Genomic DNA, 13,853 nt, shown 5'->3' on the forward strand with positions numbered 1-13,853 from the left:
TTTTAATATTTAGTAAGATAGAATTTTAGTTGAGACAAGAGATAATGATTAGAGGGGGAGCGTGTCATGACGAAACAATCTACGATGAATAATGCAGCATTAGATCAATTAACAAATGATGCAAATGAAATTTTGCATTTAATTAAAGTTCAAATGGATAATTTAACTTTACCTTCATGTCCTTTGTATGAAGAAGTTTTAGATACACAAATGTTTGGCCTTCAAAAAGAAGTTGATTTTGCAGTGAAATTAGGCTTGGTTGACAGAGAAGATGGTAAAAAAATTATGTTACGCCTAGAAAAAGAACTTTCAAAATTACACGAAGCATTTACAAATGTTTAATGTCTTTTATAATGAATGATTTAATAACGACGACATACATATTACGGCTTAATAACAATTAATGTCGTTGAAATAATATCTACTAGTTAAAAAAGTGACTGCGATATCATATATTAATGATATAACAGTCACTTTTATTAGGTTAAGATACATTGTTATGACATGGTATAAATAAAAAAGTGATGATATTTATCATATTATATTTGTGATAACAGCAGGTAAATGTATATAATTAATAGCAGAGATTTTTTACATATTTTAAAATGACAACATTATCTTACAAATTGTAGAATTGGATGACTTTATATGAAGAATTTAAGAGGAATTTTAAGGTATATTGGTAAAACATCAAAATTTATCGATTACCCATTGCTAGTTACATATATTGTTTTATGCTTAATAGGCTTAGTCATGGTGTATAGTGCGAGTATGGTACCAGCAACAAAAGGGACATTAACTGGTGGTGTCGAAGTAGCAGGAACATACTTTTATAATCGACAACTAGCCTATGTCATTATTAGTTTTATTATCGTCTTTTTTATGGCATTTTTAATGAACGTTAAGTTATTGAGCAATGTCAATGTTCAGAAATGGATGATGCTAGGCATTATTGCGTTGTTATTAGCTACTTTAATTGTAGGTAAGGATATTAACGGTTCTAAAAGTTGGATTAATTTAGGCTTTATGAACTTACAAGCGTCAGAACTATTAAAAATTGCTATCATTTTATACTTACCATTTATGATTAATAAGAAAATGCCTAGAGTTCAAAATAATTTCAAATTAATACTTAGACCGTTTCTATTAATTATGATGTGTACTTTCTTAGTACTCTTACAAAAAGACGTAGGTCAAACGTTACTGATTTTAATTATTTTATTCGCTATTATTTTGTATTCAGGAATAGGTGTTTCTAAAGTATTAAGATATGGCATTCCGACAATTTTAGCGTTTTTAGTAGTATTTATTATTGCGTTACTAGGTGGTTTCTTACCAACATATTTAACAGCTCGTTTTAGTACTTTAACGAACCCATTCCAGTATGAATCTGGTACAGGTTATCATATCTCTAACTCTTTATTAGCCATTGGTAACGGTGGAATTTTTGGTAGAGGACTAGGCAACAGCATTTTAAAATTAGGTTATTTGCCTGAACCTCATACCGACTTTATTTTCGCTGTTATTTGTGAAGAATTAGGTTTAATTGGTGGTTTATTAGTGATATGTTTAGAATTCTTTATTGTTTATCGAGCATTTCAATTTGCTACTAAAACAACTTCATATTTTTATAAATTAGTTTGTGTAGGTATAGCTGCATATATTGGTAGTCAAACGTTCGTCAATTTAGGTGGTATATCAGCAACAATACCATTAACAGGTGTACCATTACCATTTATTAGTTATGGTGGTTCGTCAATTATTAGTTTAAGTATCGCATTAGGGCTATTACTAATTGTTGGTAAACAAATTAAAATTGATCAACATAGAAAGAAACAACAAAAGAAAGTAGATATAAAACGACGATTTAATTAAATAACTAAGTCAAAGTTAAAACTTACTCCCTTCAAAGTAAACATTGTAACATGTCTGCTAGAAGGGAGTTATATTTTTATTAATAGAATTAAAGTGATTGTGGTATAGACATTTTGGTATTAAATCTTTGAGTACCTTTATCACAATAATTAAGTTTGCTGTCAAGATTATGATAGCTCGTTGTATTATTTTTCAATATTAGTTTTTACTTTGCTAACAATATTACAGTTACTTAATATATTACTATGATTTAATAACTAAATATTATTACTAAAATAAACGTAGATACTAGAAAAGTTTATACACTGATGATAAGATAAAGTTATTGTTATTGATAACTTTATATGATTTTTTATGGTATTTTTTAAATTTTAATTTATCATTAAAATAGCTTAATTGATAAATTTAGTATATCTATAGCAAAATATTGAACATTAGGATAAAATTTTATTATCTAATTAGTTAGAAAATTCTAATAGTTTAAGGAGTGTATCGCTATTGAAACATATAAAAAAGTTGCTTGTTGCTAACCGTGGAGAAATTGCAATTCGAATTTTTAGAGCAGCAGCAGAGTTAGACATTAATACGGTTGCAATTTATTCAAATGAAGATAAAAGTTCATTACACAGATATAAAGCTGATGAATCTTATTTAGTAGGCAGTGATTTAGGACCAGCTGAAAGTTATTTAAATATTGAACGTATTATAGATGTAGCAAAACGAGCTCATGTAGATGCGATTCATCCTGGCTATGGTTTTTTAAGTGAAAATGAACAGTTTGCACGTCGATGTCAAGAAGAGGGAATAAAATTTATAGGACCTCATCTAGAACATTTAGATATGTTTGGAGATAAAGTTAAAGCCCGTACCACTGCAATCAAAGCAGATTTACCAGTTATACCTGGAACGGATGGTCCAATTAGTTCATATGAATCAGCTAAAGAATTTGCAGATGAGGCAGGATATCCATTAATGATTAAAGCCACTAGTGGTGGTGGCGGTAAAGGTATGAGAATTGTACGCCAAGCTAGCGAATTAGAAGATGCTTTCCATCGTGCTAAATCTGAAGCTGAAAAGTCATTTGGTAACAGTGAAGTATATATAGAAAGATACATCGATAACCCTAAACATATTGAAGTTCAAGTTATTGGTGATGAATTTGGTAATATTGTACATTTATACGAACGTGATTGTTCAGTACAACGTAGACATCAAAAAGTTGTGGAAGTGGCACCTTCTGTTGGATTAACAGAAGATTTGAGACAACGTATTTGTAATGCTGCACTACAATTAATGGAAAATATAAAATATGTTAATGCAGGAACAGTTGAATTTTTAGTTTCTGGTAATGAATTCTTCTTTATTGAAGTAAACCCAAGAGTTCAAGTTGAGCATACCATTACAGAAATGGTAACAGGTATTGATATAGTAAAAACTCAAATTTTAGTGGCTGATGGCGCAAGTTTATTTGGAGATATGATAAACATGCCACAACAACAAGATATTCAAACGTTAGGTTATGCTATTCAATGTCGTATTACTACAGAAGATCCTCTAAATGATTTTATGCCAGATACGGGAACAATTATTGCTTATCGTTCTAGTGGTGGATTTGGCGTACGTTTGGATGCAGGTGATGGTTTCCAAGGTGCAGAAATATCACCGTATTATGATTCATTGTTGGTTAAATTGTCTACCCATGCAATTTCATTTAAACAAGCTGAAGAAAAAATGGTACGTTCATTAAGAGAAATGAGAATTCGTGGGGTTAAAACGAACATTCCATTTTTGATTAATGTTATGAAGAATAACAAATTCACTAGTGGAGATTATACTACTAAATTTATTGAAGAGACGCCGGAACTATTTGATATTAAGCCCACATTAGATAGAGGTACTAAGACTTTAGAGTATATCGGAAATGTCACAATTAATGGTTTTCCAAATGTTCAACAAAGACCTAAACCAGAGTACGAGTCAACAACAATTCCTAAAGTATCACATAACAGAATAGCCTCTCTGTCAGGTACTAAGCAATTATTAGATCAAGTAGGACCGAAAGGTGTTGCAGATTGGGTTAAACAACAAGATGATGTATTGATTACAGATACGACATTTAGAGATGCACATCAATCTTTATTAGCAACCCGAGTAAGAACTAAAGATATGATGAATATTGCTTCAGAAACTGCTGAAGTATTTAGAGATGGTTTTTCACTTGAAATGTGGGGTGGTGCGACATTTGATGTTGCTTATAACTTCCTTAAAGAAAATCCATGGGAACGTTTAGAACGCTTACATAAAGCAATACCAAATGTATTGTTCCAAATGTTACTAAGAGCGTCCAATGCTGTTGGTTATAAAAATTATCCAGATAATGTAATTCATAAATTTGTTGCAGAAAGCGCGAAAGCGGGAATTGATGTCTTTAGAATATTTGATTCATTAAACTGGGTAGATCAAATGAAAGTAGCAAATGAAGCAGTACAACATGCAGGAAAGATTTCTGAAGGAGCTATTTGTTATACAGGTGACATTTTAAACCCACAACGTTCTAACGTATATACATTAGAATACTATGTGAAGTTAGCCAAAGAATTAGAAAGAGAAGGTTTCCATATTTTAGCAATTAAAGATATGGCAGGACTATTAAAACCTAAAGCAGCTTATGAATTAATAGGCGAATTAAAAGAAGCTGTCGATTTACCAATTCATTTGCATACACATGATACGAGTGGTAATGGCTTGTTAACTTACAAACAAGCAATAGACGCTGGTGTCGATATTATTGATACTGCAGTAGCTTCAATGAGTGGTTTGACTAGTCAACCTAGTGCGAACTCTTTATATTATGCATTAAATGGTTTCTCACGTAACTTGAGAACAGATATTGAAGGACTAGAAACATTGAGTCAATATTGGTCAACTGTACGTTCATATTATTCTGATTTTGAAAGTGATATCAAATCGCCTAATACTTCTATTTATCAACATGAAATGCCTGGTGGACAATATTCTAATCTAAGTCAACAAGCGAAAAGTTTAGGACTTGGAGAACGCTTTGATGAAGTTAAAGATATGTATCGTCGAGTTAATTTCTTGTTTGGTGATCTTGTAAAAGTTACGCCATCATCCAAAGTTGTTGGAGATATGGCATTATATATGGTTCAAAACGATTTAGATGAACAATCGGTTATTGCTAATGGTTATAAATTAGATTTCCCTGAGTCAGTAGTGTCGTTCTTTAAAGGTGAGATTGGACAACCTGTTAATGGTTTTAATAAAGAATTGCAAGATGTCATTTTAAAAGGACAAAGTGCTTTAACCGAAAGACCAGGTGAATATTTAGAACCTGTTAATTTTGATGAAGTTAGAAATCAATTGGCACAACAACAAGATGAAGTTACTGAACAAGATGTCATTAGTTATGTGTTATATCCAAAAGTATATGAACAATATATTCAAACTAAAGAACAATATGGAGATTTATCGTTACTCGACACACCAACATTCTTCTTTGGTATGAGAAATGGTGAAACAGTTGAAATTGAAATTGATACTGGTAAGCGTTTAATAATTAAATTAGAAACAATTAGCGAGCCTGATGAAAATGGTAATAGAACGATTTACTATGCTATGAATGGTCAAGCGCGTAGAATTTATATTAAAGATGACAATGTGCAAACCAACGCACATGTTAAGCCAAAAGCAGATAAGTCAAATCCAAATCATATTGGTGCTCAAATGCCTGGATCAGTAACTGAAGTTAAAGTTGCTGTAGGTGACGAAGTTAAAGCTAATCAACCATTGTTAATTACTGAAGCGATGAAAATGGAAACAACGGTTCAAGCACCATTCGATGGTGTCATTAAACAAATAACAGTAGTTAATGGAGATGCTATTGCTACTGGAGATTTACTAATTGAAATAGAATCACAACAATAATGAAGCATCACGAATAATGTATACAAATAAGCACCCTAACAATGATGTAACCCAATCATTGTTAGGGTGCTTATTATAATGTTATTAATTCTGGTTCTCTATTTTTAGGACTGATAAATAAAAAGTGAATAAGTTAAAAAATAATTATGTATCAGTCGAATATGGGAGAGAACTTTAATTTTTAGCTTTTAATGCACGTTTAGTACGTAATATTAACATAATAAAGTATGCCATCATACCGAATAAATAAGTTATAAATAAGGCGTGGAATAAGGCAACTATTAAATTTACACCAGTCATGATAGATAGAGCACCAGTAACTGCTTGTAATATGACTAAAATCAATGCTGCAGTATAACCATATCTAACGGTACGATTATTTGGATAATTCTTAATTGCATGAATGTAAGTAATTAAAATGATTATAAAGACAATTAAAGCCATAGCTCTATGAGCTAATTGAACCCAATCTTGTTCAGAATGCGGCAATAAATCACTAAATGGTAAAGGAAATCCTCCATAAGCTAAACTAGCATGTGCATGTCTTACTAAAGCACCTGTATAAACGCCACAATACGTTATAATTGCCATAATCCAAGTTAAACGACGTAGCGGTTTTTTGATAATTAATACGTCAGCTTCATATTTTTGATCCACAGAGAAAATAATTAAAGTAATTAAGAACACTGATGAAAAACTAATTAAAGAAATACCAAAATGAAGCGCAAGAACGTAACTATTTTGTTGCCAAATTACAGCTGCAGCTCCTACTAATGCTTGAATTAATAAAAAGCCAACACTAATGATAGATAATGGTTTAATTTCTTTTATATATCCTATATTTTTCCAAGCAGTTATAACTAGCCAAAGTACAATAATTAATGATAAGCCCGATACAGCCCTGTGACTTAATTCAATTATTGTAGAAATAGGCATGAAGTCTGGAACTAGCGCACCATGACACAATGGCCAAGATGACCCACAACCATCTTCTGAGCCAGTTTTGGTAACTAAAGCGCCACCTAGTTGCACGAACGTCATCATTAATGTGGCTAGGACGCCAAGCCATTTTAAATTCTTTTTACTAAACACTTTTATACACCCCACAATAAAAAACGCATCTGAAAATATGACATACATATTTTTACACGGATGCATCATTTTAAATATTTATTTTCTAACACATACAGTATAACAATTATTTAAGTCATAATTGTGTCACAAAATTGACATTTTATAATGTCGTAAAGATGTCACAATTTAATTTTATTAAACCTGTTAATTTTATGCAAATTGATATATCATATTATTATATGAACAAATTTAAGGAGGGGGAAAATGAGTAAAGAGCACACTTTGTCACAAGATGAAAGCAGAGTAAACTTCAAAGAATTACAACAAATTATTAAAATGGGACTTGTTCAAGGTAACTTGATTCCAGCATTTGCAGGTGCATGGCTTGCGGTTGTAATGACAGGTCATTCCTTCCTATCATCGATACCTCAAATTATACTGATGCTTATAGGCTCTACATTAATTATGGGTGGTGCTTGTGCGTTAAATAATTATTATGATCAAGATATTGATCAAATTATGCCAAGTAAGCAAAATAGACCTACAGTTAATGATAGAATTTCAAATAAAAATTTATTATTATTAAGTTTCGGAATGATGTTAGTAGGTGAAATGAGTTTATTCCTATTAAATATTCCAACAGGTGTATTAGGACTTGCAGGCATAGTAGGATATGTCTCTTTTTATTCTATTTGGTCTAAAAGACATACAACTTGGAACACTGTTGTAGGTAGTTTTCCTGGTGCTGTACCTCCATTAATTGGTTGGGTAGCTATTGAAGGATCTATGAGTATAGAAGCAATTGCTTTATTTTTAGTTATATTTTGTTGGCAACCCATTCATTTTTATGCTTTAGCAATTAAACGTAAAGATGAATATTCATTAGCAAATATTCCAATGTTACCATCTGTTAAAGGATTTAAACGTACACGTGTCAGTATGTTTATTTGGCTAATTATTTTATTACCATTGCCACTAATGTTATCTAGCTTAGGAACAACTTTTGTTGTGTTAGCTACATTATTAAATCTTGGATGGCTTGCATTGGGTTTAACTACATTCAAAAAAGATTCAATTCAAGAGAAATGGGCAACAAAAATGTTTATATATTCACTAAATTATTTAGTAGTATTTTTCGTTTTAGTTGTTATCGTTTCACTAATTAATATGATTTAGATTAAATTAAGTTAGGATGAAAAATATGGGCGTTCCAATTTTACCAACAATTAGTACTTCATGTATCGTGATAAGTGCCATTTTAATTGCGATTGGTTGGAGATTGATTTGGAAAGGGGATATCGAAAAGCATAAAAAAGTGATGTTAGCAGCTGCAATATTTGCTACAACATTTTTTGTTATTTATATGAGTAGAACTATTTTTATAGGTAATACTGCTTTTGGTGGACCTGAAAGTATTAAAAAATATTATACGTTTTTCTTAATTTTCCATATTAATTTAGCAACAATAGGCGGAATATTAGGTATTATACAAATTGTTACTGCATTTAAAGATAAATTTAATATTCATCGTAAAGTTGGACCATTCGCTTCAATCATTTGGTTTTTAACAGCTATTACTGGTGTAACAGTTTATACATTATTATATGTACTATACCCAGGTGGAGAAACAACTTCTTTATTAAAAGCAACATTTGGTCATTAATTTAATAAGTGAATGAAATAAGAGACTGGTAGAACATAATATGTTTTATCAGTTTTTTTGAATTAGAAGAGCCTGGGACAAAATGTATTTTACACTTAAATTTGAGCATTTGGCAGTAACTGTCTGATTTTCAAAGCGTTGATAAATCACCATTTTGAAAACCTAGTCAGTCTTGCCGGGGTGGGACTACGAAATAAATTTTATATAAAATTCATTTCTGTCCCACTCCCATCACAAGTTAATCTCATATACTTTTATATTTTATAAAAAAGATTTATATAAAATGTAAATTACAGAAATTTTGTATATAGCTCCTAGAAAGAAAGGTTCTCTCCCAAATTGGACTGATATATAATTATTTTTTTAGCCTCGCTATGCCCAACCTGCATTGCATGAAAAAACTGGATAACCAGTTTTTCTGTGTTGGGTCCCCGGTCTTCGACTAGCACTGCTCCCTCAGGAGTCTCGGCTTCAAAATAATTTGTGCTTTAAATTATTCTTTTTTTATTTATCAGTCCTAAAAAAAATAGAGAACCGAAAGAAATAGTTATATATTATATGTTAATTTAAGTTGCAATATAATGTAAACGATGACTCAATGGATAACAGTCTATAAAACTAGTAAGATGTTATATAATACTGACTAGTAATTTCATTAATAAATTATTTAAAGCATAGTATCAAAGTAAAGAGATGCTTTAGTTATTGTTGTATTGAAATGAGCCTGGGACAAAACGTATTTTACACTTAAATTTAAGCATTTGGCAGTAACTGTCTGGTTTTCAAAGCGTTGATAAATCACCATTTTGAAAACCTAGTCAGTCTTGCCGGGGTGGGAGGGACCCGTCATAGAAAATTTTATAAAGGATTACAGTTGACACTATTAGTGCAACTGCATAGGGACCCAACAAAGAGAATTTCATCAAGAAATTCTACGGACAATGCAGGGACCCGTCATAGAAAAATTTTATAATTAAAATTTTTACTTTAATGTGCAAGACGGGCAAGGTTGGGCAAGAACTAGTAAAGATTGTAAATCTAACTAGTTCTAAATGTGCAAGACGGGCATCTACGAAATAAATTTTATATAAAATTCATTTCTGTCCCACTCCCAAGTATGATTGTTAGTATTTTAACTTGAAATTCTCTATACTATAATCTAATTCAATCAACAATTTGTAATGAGACTGAATGTGATGAAGTCTATATAGAATGACTCGAGTGGTTGCTTATTTTTGTATTGTTTTTTACAATAGTAATAATTATTTTTAGGTGGTTGGCTGATGAAAAAATTAGTAATTAGAGTTATTGGTGTGTTCTTTTTAATAGGCTTTTTAGTATATTTATTTTATTCGCCAAAGCTGAAATTTGATGTTTTAGAGAATCCTAATAAAAATACTAAAATAACAAAAAGTGATAAATACAAAATGAATAACCATGCAGAAAATCCGAAACCTAAAAAGGGTGTTGGCACATGGGTAGGTAAAAACATTAATATATTAACTGAAAAATTTGGACAAGCAGAACGTATTTATCCATATAAAGAAAAATATAAAAATTATGTTTTTAAAGATAAGAATAAATATTATATCGTCACAACTAAAGATAAAAAAATTGAGTCAGTATATGCAACTGGCAAATCTGTTAACGTAAGTCCACTGAAAATCGGTGAACATGTAGGTAAAATATTTAATAATACGAGTATTAATCCTGAACCAACATTTACAGTTAATGGAAAAAAATATGAATTTGAATTATCAGATGAAGACATAAAAACACAAATGTTAATCAAATATGGTGATATTTATGCACAAGTTTATACAGACCAACAGTCAAAAGAAATATTAAGTGTTAGATTTCTAACTAAAGAGATGTTAGCAGAAATTCAACCATATCAACTAAATAATAACTCATCGGATAGTGATGATGAAAAAGTTGAACAGCCAGTTGGACAAAGTTCTAATCAACTCATTTCATTGTATGAAGTAACCAATGAAATGAGAAAACTTAAAGGATTACACCCTTTAAAAGTAAATAGTGATTTAGCGCATATAGCTTCAAATAACTTATACGAAGCAACTTCGAGTGGTAATGATGGTGTAGAATTTACGGAAGATGCTTTAAAAGGTCAATTTGAAAAAAATAGTATAAGTTATAAGTCCACTGCTCAAAATGTGGGCTATGACTTTAATGACGTACCGACATTAATTCATAGTTGGATGAATTCAGATATTCATCGTTCACGACTTTTAAATTCTAAATATGATGAAATGGGAGGAGAAGTAATGAGAGATTACTATTCATTAATCTTTTTACAAAAATAATAAAATGAGGGATATATATGATAACTAGTGCATCATTGGACATTTTAGATGATATAGACGAACTAGCAGATATGATCGTCCAATCCGAGACGTATTTTCAATTTAAACAAGCTGAGCAGCAATTGGCGAATGATGATGAAGCACATTTATTATATCAAGCTTTTTTGAAATCTAAGGAAAAATACGATGAAGTACAAAGGTTTGGGAAGTATCATCCAGATTACAGACAAGTTATGATGGAAACAAGGCAACGTAAGCGAGCATATGAAATGCTTGAAGTGGTAATGTATCATAAATCAAAAGAAGTAGAGTTACAACAACTTATTGATGAGGTAGTTTTTAAAATTGCAGTAGCAGTTTCCGAAAACGTAAAAATAGAAGCGGGCAATCCATTTTTTCAAACTACACATCATGGCTGTGCGACTGGTGGTTCATGTAATTGTTCATTGTAATAGATATACAAATGATAAAAGAGGTCATCCGTTAATTTGGATGACCTCTTTTTGTAATGACGATATATAGTAACTTTAATTATTAAAATTCTAAGTAAGATAAATTATTTCTGTTTTACACCTAGCGTTGATTTAAATTGTTGAGCTAAATCTGGACGATCAGTAACTAAGGTATGTACACCTTTATGATATAAGTCTTTCATTAAATCAACACTATTCACACCGTAAAATCCTGGTACAATGTTTAAGTCATTTAACCAATTAATAAAGCGTCTAGAAGTTAAATTGATACCATTAAATGATGTTGGCATTTGGAAAGTATTTGCTTGAGGAAGGTATGACTTCCCAAGGAATAAATGGAATTTTAAAAATGCTTCAGTAACTTCTTGTTGGCTTGCACCTATAGCAATATGACCATTTGCAATTTTATTGAAACGTGCTATTTGCTGTCGATAAAAACTCGTTACTAGAACACGGTCTTCTGCATGATTGCTTGTGATAATGTCAAACATGATTTGTGGTGCAATACTACCTTCAAATGAATCTGGAGCATCTTTTAAGTCTACATTGATATACATATTAGGGTACATTTGTAGTAATTCATCAAAAGTTAAAATAGATGTATCTTTATGCGCTCTGTATGGCGTTGCACCATTAATATCTTTGAAGTGATATCCTGCATCTAATTTTTTTAATTCAGCTAATGTATGCTCGCTCACTTTACCAGAACCATTAGTTGTTCTATCTACAGTTGCATCATGAAAGACAATTAATTGTTGATCTTTTGTTAATCTAACATCCGTTTCGAACCCATCAACACCAAACTTTACAGCATTATCAAATGCTAACTTTGTTTGTTCAGGTTTTAAAGCCATACCACCACGATGAGCGAAAATATATGGAGCTTGACCATTGAAAAATGCTGGAATTGTTTGTTTATGTTGTGTTGTTTGACGTTGCATTACAACTAATAAAGAACTTAATAATCCAGCAGTAAGTATTGATGTATTTAGTACAAATCTATTTAATTTTTTCATATAATGTTCCTCCTTAATTTGAATTATTAGCTTAACAAACATCGTGAAATTTAAACAATGATATGGGATTAAAGTACTAACAATTCAAAACAGTAATATTACAACAAAGTACTTACTCGCTCGAAATATATTATTATCATTATTGACATTGCATTAGCTAAATATTTTAAAATTGATAAAGTCGTGATATGATTAATCCTGAATAATAGTGGAGTGATAAAATTATGAATTTAGTTCCAAGAACAAGTATTATTATATATTTAAAACATATGAAACACGAAAGACAAATTCGTAAATATGGACATATTGTCCATTCAAATAAAGAGCGAAAATTTGTTGTAATGTATGTTAATGAAGAAGATGTTGATTACATTGTCAATAAATTAATGCAATTAAAATATGTAAAGCATATTGATGGTTCTCCATATAAATATTTAAAGAAAAATTATGATAAAGAAAAACACGAAGTTTTATAATGTATTATTGAAGTTCAGGAATCCATTTTTGTAGTCTTAAGACACTAGTCAAATAGTTATAATATAATTGCAAATCATGAAATGCTTCTGGTGGTTGAACATCGATACCAAAGACTGGAATATCATATTGTGCGGCAGTTTTATTTATCATGTCGAATTTTTGATTACTTTGTGGATATGGATATTTAAGTGCATTAATCATCGTATAAAATGCTTGGAAATGATTGGCAGAAGTGGGTTGCATAATGATTGATACGGATGATAATGCTTTTGATGATTGTGGCGAATGGAAGTAGACAATTTTATCAATTCGTTGATGGTTATATTCAATTAAGGTCATAAATTCGAATAAATCAGTTAGTCCTTCTCCAAGTGTAATAAATGTTTGTTTCATAGTTATATCAATCTCCTTTTTCTCAATAAATTATATAAAATTAGTAAATGAATTGGAAGTGTTAATCATATGAGAGTGATTGCAGGTAAACATAAAAGTAAAGCTTTGGAAAGTCTTGAAGGTCGTAATACTAGACCAACAATGGACAAAGTAAAAGAAGGTATCTTTAATAGCTTGTTTGAAATTGATGGATTAGGATTAGATCTCTTTGCTGGTAGTGGTGCATTAGGTATTGAAGCTTTATCTCGCGGTATGGATAAGGTTATCTTTGTTGATCAAAACTTTAAGGCTGTACAAGTGATTAAAGCAAATTTAAAGCAACTCGACTTAATGTCACAAGCAGAAGTTTATAAAAATAACGCAGATAGAGCATTAAAAGCGTTAGCAAAAAGAGAAATTCAGTTTGATATTATTTTTCTAGACCCACCATACAATAAAGGACTAATTGATAAAGCATTAGAACAAATTTCACAGTTTAATTTATTAAAAGAAAATGGTATCATCGTTTGTGAATTTAGTAATCATGAAGATATTAAATATCAACCGTTTAAGTTAATTAAAAGGTACCATTATGGATTGACAGATACTTTGTTACTAGAAAAAGGAGAATAGT

12 protein-coding genes are annotated in these 13,853 nt (G+C 30.7%); 9 read left to right on the forward strand and 3 right to left on the reverse strand.

Going from position 1 to position 13,853, the window contains the following annotated elements; translation table 11 throughout:
* Positions 1–66 precede the first annotated feature (66 nt).
* The 3 genes from J3R86_RS04585 (at position 67) to J3R86_RS04595 (ending at position 5,820) form a co-directional block, all read left to right on the forward strand.
* A complete protein-coding gene (locus J3R86_RS04585; RefSeq protein WP_207518248.1) occupies positions 67–342 on the forward strand; it encodes an Fpa/YlaN family protein in 276 nt (91 codons plus the stop codon).
* A 306-nt stretch (positions 343–648) separates the two neighbouring features.
* On the forward strand, positions 649–1,875 hold the full coding sequence (gene ftsW / locus J3R86_RS04590; RefSeq protein WP_207518249.1) for a cell division peptidoglycan polymerase FtsW: 1,227 nt from the start codon (positions 649–651) through the stop codon (positions 1,873–1,875).
* 498 nt (positions 1,876–2,373) lie between these two features.
* On the forward strand, positions 2,374–5,820 hold the full coding sequence (locus tag J3R86_RS04595; RefSeq protein ID WP_207518250.1) for a pyruvate carboxylase: 3,447 nt from the start codon (positions 2,374–2,376) through the stop codon (positions 5,818–5,820).
* A 174-nt stretch (positions 5,821–5,994) separates the two neighbouring features.
* On the opposite strand, the gene J3R86_RS04600 is transcribed toward J3R86_RS04595, so the two are convergent.
* Positions 5,995–6,912, reverse strand: coding sequence for a COX15/CtaA family protein (locus J3R86_RS04600; RefSeq protein ID WP_207518251.1), 918 nt, complete (start codon positions 6,910–6,912; stop codon positions 5,995–5,997).
* Between the two features lie 246 nt (positions 6,913–7,158).
* Here J3R86_RS04600 and cyoE point away from each other — a divergent pair, with 246 nt between their 5' ends.
* The 4 genes from cyoE (at position 7,159) to J3R86_RS04620 (ending at position 11,333) form a co-directional block, all read left to right on the forward strand.
* The gene (gene cyoE / locus J3R86_RS04605; RefSeq protein WP_207518252.1) at positions 7,159–8,070 is read left to right on the forward strand and encodes a heme o synthase; all 912 of its coding nucleotides are present in this window, start codon (positions 7,159–7,161) and stop codon (positions 8,068–8,070) included.
* A gap of 25 nt (positions 8,071–8,095) precedes the next feature.
* Entirely contained in the window at positions 8,096–8,557 is a 462-nt protein-coding gene (locus tag J3R86_RS04610) for a DUF420 domain-containing protein (RefSeq protein ID WP_207518253.1), read from the forward strand.
* 1,283 nt (positions 8,558–9,840) lie between these two features.
* Complete coding sequence (locus tag J3R86_RS04615) at positions 9,841–10,881, forward strand: CAP-associated domain-containing protein (RefSeq protein ID WP_207518254.1); 1,041 nt, start codon at positions 9,841–9,843, stop codon at positions 10,879–10,881.
* 17 nt (positions 10,882–10,898) lie between these two features.
* A complete protein-coding gene (locus J3R86_RS04620) occupies positions 10,899–11,333 on the forward strand; it encodes a YlbF/YmcA family competence regulator (RefSeq protein ID WP_207518255.1) in 435 nt (144 codons plus the stop codon).
* A 104-nt stretch (positions 11,334–11,437) separates the two neighbouring features.
* On the opposite strand, the gene J3R86_RS04625 is transcribed toward J3R86_RS04620, so the two are convergent.
* A complete protein-coding gene (locus J3R86_RS04625) occupies positions 11,438–12,370 on the reverse strand; it encodes a lysophosphatidylglycerol phospholipase D (protein ID WP_207518256.1) in 933 nt (310 codons plus the stop codon).
* Between the two features lie 224 nt (positions 12,371–12,594).
* Between J3R86_RS04625 and J3R86_RS04630 the strand changes: the two genes are divergently transcribed.
* Positions 12,595–12,846, forward strand: coding sequence for a YlbG family protein (locus J3R86_RS04630; protein ID WP_207518257.1), 252 nt, complete (start codon positions 12,595–12,597; stop codon positions 12,844–12,846).
* A 4-nt stretch (positions 12,847–12,850) separates the two neighbouring features.
* On the opposite strand, the gene J3R86_RS04635 is transcribed toward J3R86_RS04630, so the two are convergent.
* The gene (locus tag J3R86_RS04635; protein ID WP_207518258.1) at positions 12,851–13,240 is read right to left on the reverse strand and encodes a DUF7147 family protein; all 390 of its coding nucleotides are present in this window, start codon (positions 13,238–13,240) and stop codon (positions 12,851–12,853) included.
* A gap of 69 nt (positions 13,241–13,309) precedes the next feature.
* Here J3R86_RS04635 and rsmD point away from each other — a divergent pair, with 69 nt between their 5' ends.
* Positions 13,310–13,852, forward strand: a complete 543-nt coding sequence (gene rsmD / locus J3R86_RS04640) for a 16S rRNA (guanine(966)-N(2))-methyltransferase RsmD (RefSeq protein ID WP_207518259.1) — start codon at positions 13,310–13,312, stop codon at positions 13,850–13,852.
* The last annotated feature ends 1 nt before the right edge of the window (position 13,853 follow it).

Source organism: Staphylococcus simiae, assembly GCF_017357005.1.
Taxonomy (GTDB): domain Bacteria; phylum Bacillota; class Bacilli; order Staphylococcales; family Staphylococcaceae; genus Staphylococcus; species Staphylococcus simiae_A.